This is a genomic window from Microbacterium resistens NBRC 103078, assembly GCF_001552355.1.
In the GTDB taxonomy this organism is placed as follows: Bacteria; Actinomycetota; Actinomycetes; order Actinomycetales; family Microbacteriaceae; genus Microbacterium; species Microbacterium resistens.
The window spans coordinates 36783-42977 of record NZ_BCRA01000050.1 but is presented as its reverse complement, the minus strand read 5'-3'; the positions used below and the strand labels follow the sequence as shown (position 1 = coordinate 42977).

The following is a 6195-nucleotide window of genomic DNA, read 5'->3' as shown; positions in this document are numbered from 1 at the left end:
CCGCACACCGGCTCCGTCGGGGTACGGCGCGCCCGCACCGACCGGATACGCGGCGCCTCCCGGCGCCTACGCCGGTCCCGCGGCGGGCTATGCGGCGCCGTTCGCCCCGGAGCCGGAGCGCCCCGCGACCTCGACCACCGGCGTCCTCTCGCTGGTGCTCGCCCTCATCGCGGTGGTCCTCGGCACCGCGCTCGGTTCCTGGGCCGCGTTCGAGATCGGTCGCGGCGTCGTCTCGATGGACAACCTGACCTCGTCGACCACCAACCCGCTGCGCCTGCTCACCCCCGTCCGCGACGTGGTGCTGTGGGCGGAGATCACCTTCTGGGCCGCGACCGCCCTCGGCGTCGTGGCGTTCGTGCTCGGGATCGTCGCCACCGTGAAGCGGCGCGGGCGAGGCGCGGGGATCGCCGGCCTCGTGATCGCCGCGGTGGGCCCGTTCGTCTTCGCCGGCGTCGCCTGGGCGCTGTTCACGGCCGGAGCCGCGGCCGGGATCAACGCGCTGTCCTGATCGGCGCCCGATCCCGCCGTCAGGGTCGGGGGGCGTGGTGCTTCTGCTGGGCCGCGACGAGCCCCTCTTCGATGAGCTGCTCGACCGCGTCCGCCGCATCCGACACGAGCACGGGGAGGTTCGGCCGCTCCGCCGCTCCGAAGGGCGCGAGCACCCAGTCCGCAGGGTCCTGCCGGCCGGGCGGGCGGCCGATGCCGACGCGCACCCGCGGGAAGTCCGGGGTGGCGAGGGCCCGAGCGACGTCGCGGATGCCGTTGTGTCCGCCGTGCCCGCCGCCGACCTTGAGCTTGATGGTGTCGAACGGGATGTCCAGTTCGTCGTGCACCAGCACGATCCGCTCGGCCGGCACGGAGTAGAACCGCGCCAGCGACGCGACCGGCGTCCCGGACACGTTCATGAACGAGGTGGGCTTGGCCAGCACGATCTTGTCGCCGCCGGGGCGCACCCAGGTCTCGACGACCTGCGCGCCGCTTCCCTGACCGCGGACTCGGTGATCGCGGAAGCTCTCGCCGCGGCGCGCGGCGAGCTCGTCGACGACCATCTGCCCGACGTTGTGGCGGGTCGCCGCATATCGCGGCCCCGGGTTGCCCAGGCCCACCACGAGCCACGTCTGCGCCATGTCCTGTCCTCCGGATCGTGAAGGGGCTCACCGCTCGGGGACGACGAAGGGGGCGCGACCGCGTCGCACCCCCTTCGTGTCGTCCGGACGGATCACTCCGCGGCGGTCTCCTCGGCCGGGGCCTCCTCGGCCGCCGCCTCCTCGGTCTCCTCCGCGACGGTGGCGGCGGGGACCGAGACCGCGACGACGAGGGTCTCCGGGTCGGCGACGAGCGTGACGCCCTTGGGCAGCTTCACGTCGGCGGCGGTGATGTGCGCGCCCTCCTCGAGCCCCTCGACCGAGACCTCGACGTGCTCGGGGATGTGGGTGGCCTCGGCCTCGACCGCCAGCGTGGTCGCGTCGAGGGTGGCGATGGTGCCCGAGAAGGGCTCGCCGACGACGATGACGGGGAGGTCGACCGCGACCTTCTCGCCCTTCTTCACGATGAGCAGGTCGATGTGCTCGATGACCTGGTGCACCGGGTCCTTCTGCACGTCCTTGACGAGCGCGAGCTGGCTCTTGCCCTCGATGTCGAGGTCCAGCAGCGCGTTGGCGCGACGGATCAGCAGGCTGACCTGGTGGCCCGGAAGGGCGACGTGGACCGGGTCGGTGCCGTGACCGTAGAGGACTGCCGGGATCTTGCCGGCGGCGCGCAGGCGGCGGGCGAAGCCCTTGCCGAAGCTGGTGCGGACCTCCGCGTGGACGGTGGTGTCTTCGCTCATGATGTTCTCCTTCAGGCGCGCAGCAGGCGGGGCTGCGCGGTGGTCTGGGTGGTGTCGTCTCGGCAGCGGACACGTGAGGAGAGCACCGGGCTCGCATCGCCGCGTCGATCACGGATGAGTGCGCACGCACGCCATCCCTCGCCGAGGAACGTCTCCATCGTACCGGATCTGCCGATAGGCTGAGTTCCATGTTCGATGGCGCTTTCCTGTCCCATGCCCTGTTCTGGCTCATCGGCGCCATGACCGTCTGCGCGACCGTCCTCTCGCTCGGCGCCCTGTTCAGCATGGGCCGCTCGGGCTACCGCAAGGACTGACCCGGCTCCGGCCGGCGTCGTCGCCCGTCGCATCCCGCGACGCGCTCGGCGACGACGCACCCCTCGGCGACCGCGTACGGCGTGCGCCGCGCACCGGTCCTGTCCACGACGCGAGCGCGACGCACAGGACGACCGACCCCGGTGACAGCGATACGCTGAACGCATCCCCCAACGGTGACATCGAGGAGATCACAGTGCCCAACGCCGCAGCGAACATCGGAGTCGTCGGACTCGCCGTCATGGGGTCGAACCTCGCCCGCAACCTCGCCAGCCGCGAGGGCAACACCGTCGCGGTGTACAACCGCAGCCGGGCGAAGACCGACGAGCTGGTCGCCGCGCACCCCGAGGCCGGGTTCCTCCCCGCCTTCTCCTACGAGGAGTTCGCCGCGTCGCTGTCCACCCCGCGTACCGCGATCATCATGGTCAAGGCCGGCGCCGGGACCGACGCCGTGATCGACGAGCTCGTGAAGGTCTTCGAGCCGGGCGACATCATCGTCGACGGCGGCAACGCCTACTTCCCGGACACGATCCGCCGCGAACGCGCCGTGCGCGAGACCGGCATCAACTTCGTGGGCGCGGGGATCTCCGGCGGCGAGGAGGGGGCGCTGACCGGGCCCTCGATCATGCCCGGCGGTTCCGACGAGTCCTGGGTGACGCTCGGACCGATCCTGAAGTCCATCGCCGCCGTCGCCGAGGGCGAGCCGTGCGTCACGCACGTCGGGCACGACGGCGCGGGCCACTTCGTGAAGATGGTGCACAACGGCATCGAGTACGCCGACATGCAGCTCATCGCCGAGGCCTACGACCTGATCCGCCGCGGCACGGGCAAGTCCCCGGCCGAGATCGCGGAGATCTTCGCGGAGTGGAACCGCGGCGAGCTGGAGTCCTACCTCATCGAGATCACCGCCGAGGTGCTGCGACAGGTGGACGCCGCCACGGGTGAGCCGCTGGTGGACGTGATCGTCGACCAGGCCGGGGCCAAGGGCACCGGCGCGTGGACGGTGCAGACCGCGCTCGCGCTGGGCGTGCCGGTCTCCGGCATCGCCGAGGCCACCTTCGCGCGCTCTCTCTCGTCGCACCCGGAGCAGCGGGCCGCCGCCGCAGGCCTTCCCGGCCCGAGCGAGGCGTTCCGCGTCGTCGACGAGGACGCCTTCATCGAGGACGTGCGCCTGGCCCTCTACGCGTCGAAGATCGTCGCGTACTCGCAGGGCTTCGACGAGATCCGCGCCGGTGCCGCCGAGTACGGCTGGAACATCGACCTGGGCGCGATCTCGAAGATCTGGCGCGGGGGTTGCATCATCCGCGCCCAGTTCCTCAACCGGATCGCGGAGGCGTACGCGCAGACCCCGGATCTGCCGGTCCTGATGACGGCACCCTATTTCGCCGAGGCGCTCACCCGTGGTCAGGACGCGTGGCGCCGCGTGGTGATCGCCGCCGCCCAGGCCGGCATCCCGGCTCCCGCGTTCTCGTCGTCCCTGTCCTATTACGACGGGATCCGCGCCGAGCGCCTCCCCGCCGCGCTCGTGCAGGGCCAGCGGGACTTCTTCGGCGCGCACACCTACCGCCGAATCGACAAGCCGGGCACGTTCCACACGCTGTGGTCGGGCGACCGCACCGAGGTCGAGGCCGAAGACACCCACTGACCCCGCCGGTCACCGCGTTTCGACTCGCTCCGCTCGCTCAACGACCGAGAAGCACCGCCGGTCGTTGAGCGAGGGGCGCAGCACCGAGACGAAACGCCGCCAGCCCCGGGTCACCGCGTTTCGACTCGCTCCGCTCGCTCACCGACCGAAAAGGGGCCACCCCCGGTCGTTGAGCGAGGAGCGCAGCGACGAGACGAAACGGGGCGGCCACCGCGTCATCCGCCCGGGACGACCACCGTCTTCAGCCCCTCGCCGCGCTCGGCGGCGTCCAGCGCCTCCCGGAAGTCCTCGATCCCGACGCGGCGGGTGACGAGCGGCGTCAGCACGACGGCGCCCGCCGCGATGAGTCGCATCGCCGCGCGCCACGACGCGGGCGTCGACGCGAAGCCGCTCGTCACGACGAGCTCCTTGTAGAGGACGAGGTCGAACGGCAAGGTCACGTCGCGACCGAAGATCCCGACCTGCACGTACCGTCCGCCGCGGCGGGCGGCGCGCAGGGCTCCGGCTGCGGCGGGAGCGGCCCCGGAGCACTCCACCACGACGTCGAAGGCCTCCGTCGGAGGTGCCTCGGTCGTGGTGCCGAGCCCGAGCTCCGCCGCCACGGCGAGCCGCTCCGCGTCCGCGGGCAGTCCCGCGAGCGTCACGATCCCCCCGCACGCCCGCGCGACCTGCGCGGCCAGCTGCCCCATCGCGCCCGGTCCCGTGACCAGCACACGATCGCCGGGCTGCACGACCGGCGGGTCCAGCAGGCACTGCGCCACGCACGCCAGCGGCTCCGAGAGCACGCCGTCGAGCTCGCCGGGGGTCTCCGGAAGGCGATGCAGGTTGAGGACCGGCACGCGCAGCTGCTCCGCGAACCCGCCGTCGCGGAACGAGCCGATCGACCGGCGCAGCCCGCAGAGGTTGCGCCTTCCCGCACGGCACTGCTCGCAGCGCTCGCAGGCGGAGAAGTAGGTCTCCACCGCCACGACGCTCCCGATCCAGTCGGCGTCCTCGCCCGATCCGACGGCGCTCACGACGCCCAGCACCTCGTGGCCCAGGACGACCGGCGTCCGGTGCGCGTACTCGTCGTGGGCGATGTGCACGTCCGTCCCGCAGATCCCCGTCGCGCGGACGTCGACGACGGCCTCCCCTGGCCCGGCCACCGGCCGTTCCCGGTCCTGCACCGCGATGCCCGACGGCCCCGGCCCGTGCTTGACGACCGCGCGCATCGTCCCGGGGTCCCGCGCCCCTCGTCCGGCCACCGCGGTGCTCACCACTCCGCCATCGAGCCGTCGGCGTGCCGCCACACCGGGTTCTGCCACGTCTCCCACCGGCCTGCGGCGGCACGCACCGCCTGCTCGTCGATCTCGATCCCCAGTCCCGGCCCCGTGAGCCGTTCGAATCCGCCGTCCACGAAGCGGAGCGGCTCGGTGTCCACGACGTAGTCGAGCACCTCGGCGCCCTTGTTGTAGTGGATCCCGATCGACTGCTCCTGGATGAGGTGGTTCGGCGTGGCGAAGCCGACCTGCAGGCACGCGGCGAGCGCCAGGGGCCCGAGCGGGCAGTGCGGCGCGATCATGGCGTCGAAGGTCTCGGCGAGCGCGGCGATGCGGCGGCTCTCCGAGATGCCGCCCGCGTGCGCGAGGTCCGGCTGGCCGATCGCGATCCCGGCCTGGAGCGCGGGCAGGAACTCCTGCCGGCTGTAGAGCCGCTCCCCCGTGGCGATGGGGATCGTGGTCGCCTCGACCATCCGCTCGATCACATGGGAGTTCTCCGGCACGACCGGCTCCTCGAGGAAGAACGGATGAAGGGGCTCCAGCAGCGATGCGAGTCGGCGTGCCGTCCCGAGCGTGAAACGCCCGTGCAGATCCACGGCGACGTCGCGGTCCGGCCCCAGCACCTCCCGCGCCCTGGCGACCCGCGCCACGACGGCGTCGAGCTCCGACTTCGAGCCGTTGCGGCTCATCCGTCCCGAGGCGTTCATCTTCACGGCGGTGAGCCCGACCTCCAGCTGGGCGGCGATGTGGTCGCCGACCTCGTCGGGGTCGTCCCCTCCCACCCAGCCGTACGCGCGGATCCGGTCACGGACGGCGCCGCCGAGCAGCTCGTGCACCGGCACCCCCAGGCGCTTGCCCTGCAGGTCCCACAGCGCCTGATCCACTCCGGACACGGCGCTGGCCAGGACCGGCCCGCCGCGGTAGAACTGCCCCTTGGTCAGCACCTGCCAGTGGTCCTCGATGCGGCGCGGGTCGGCGCCGACCAGCGTCAGGGCGAACTGGTCGACGGCCGCGCGGACCACGTCGACGTAGCCTTCGAGGGACGCCTCGCCCCAGCCCACCAGGCCGTCGTCGGTCTCGATCCGCACGAACAGCCAGCGCGGGGCGACGGGGAACGACTCCACGCGGGAGATGACGCCGGTCACGGCCAT

7 protein-coding genes are annotated in these 6195 nt (G+C 72.4%); 3 read left to right on the top strand and 4 right to left on the bottom strand.

What is annotated here, in order from left to right:
• The coding region (locus tag MR1_RS20090; RefSeq protein WP_067245584.1) for a hypothetical protein at nt 1–508 on the top strand (508 nt) is incomplete at its 5' end.
• Between the two features lie 19 nt (nt 509–527).
• Here the strand turns inward: MR1_RS20090 and pth are convergent.
• Together pth and MR1_RS09705 are read right to left on the bottom strand one after the other, a co-directional pair.
• Entirely contained in the window at nt 528–1127 is a 600-nt protein-coding gene (gene pth / locus MR1_RS09710) for an aminoacyl-tRNA hydrolase (RefSeq protein WP_067245580.1), read from the bottom strand.
• A gap of 92 nt (nt 1128–1219) precedes the next feature.
• Entirely contained in the window at nt 1220–1828 is a 609-nt protein-coding gene (locus MR1_RS09705) for a 50S ribosomal protein L25/general stress protein Ctc (RefSeq protein WP_067245576.1), read from the bottom strand.
• Nucleotides 1829–2016: 188 nt separating this feature from the next.
• Here MR1_RS09705 and MR1_RS20520 point away from each other — a divergent pair, with 188 nt between their 5' ends.
• The gene (locus tag MR1_RS20520) at nt 2017–2142 is read left to right on the top strand and encodes a hypothetical protein (protein WP_255218122.1); all 126 of its coding nucleotides are present in this window, start codon (nt 2017–2019) and stop codon (nt 2140–2142) included.
• Between the two features lie 194 nt (nt 2143–2336).
• Entirely contained in the window at nt 2337–3785 is a 1449-nt protein-coding gene (gene gndA / locus MR1_RS09700; protein WP_157518004.1) for an NADP-dependent phosphogluconate dehydrogenase, read from the top strand.
• Between the two features lie 215 nt (nt 3786–4000).
• Here gndA and MR1_RS09695 read toward each other — a convergent pair whose 3' ends face one another.
• A complete protein-coding gene (locus MR1_RS09695) occupies nt 4001–5041 on the bottom strand; it encodes a zinc-dependent alcohol dehydrogenase (protein WP_217996213.1) in 1041 nt (346 codons plus the stop codon).
• The gene (gene dgoD, locus MR1_RS09690; protein WP_067245570.1) at nt 5038–6195 is read right to left on the bottom strand and encodes a galactonate dehydratase; all 1158 of its coding nucleotides are present in this window, start codon (nt 6193–6195) and stop codon (nt 5038–5040) included. The genes MR1_RS09695 and dgoD overlap by 4 nt, the downstream gene beginning before the upstream one ends.